Source organism: Kitasatospora nipponensis (assembly GCF_039528135.1).
Lineage (GTDB): Bacteria > Actinomycetota > Actinomycetes > Streptomycetales > Streptomycetaceae > Kitasatospora > Kitasatospora nipponensis.
Genome location: NZ_BAAALF010000958.1, coordinates 1 through 574 on the forward strand (window position 1 = coordinate 1; position 574 = coordinate 574).

1 pseudogene is annotated in these 574 nt (G+C 71.4%); it reads right to left on the reverse strand.

The annotated features are described in order from the left end of the window. Positions 1 to 355: 355 nt before the first annotated feature. Positions 356 to 574, reverse strand: a pseudogene (locus ABD323_RS44300) (mechanosensitive ion channel family protein); the annotation flags it as partial.

Sequence of the window (574 nt, forward strand, 5' to 3'; positions counted from 1 at the left end):
CTTTGTCACCCGGAGTGGAGAAGCACGTGGGAAGACCGACCAGGAGCACCACGGACAGTGCGGCAAGCAGCCAGGAGTGGCCGGCCAACGCCCAGGGCGTCGCCACCCACGCGACGAGTTCCACCGCGAAGCGCAGAACGGACGCGCCGCGGTCCTCCGGTCGGGCCGAAATCGATTCCCCCGCAGTATTGACCACCTGTGGACGGTTTCACCGTCCGCCCCCAACGGTCAAGTGGCTGAGCGCCGTTGCTCACGAAGCAGGCATCCCGTGCCCTGCGGGGCCGGGTGCCGCGCGGCCCCGACTCCTGCAGGGAACGCAACACCGCCGAGCTCCCGGGGCGATGGTGACGCACCGTCAGCCGTCAGGCGGCTCCGGGGCCTGGGCGAGGGCGAGGCGGGGCAGGGCGGCGGGGTGTTGGTGGCGGAGGTAGCGGAGGTAGCGGATCAGTTCTTCCCGGGCCCAGCAGCGCAGTTCGAAGGCGTCGTCGGCGTTGCGGGCGGTCATCAGGGCCCGGAGCACGATGGTGCTGGGCGTGGTGTCGACCACCTGGAGGGCCCCGCCGACGCCGTCCCA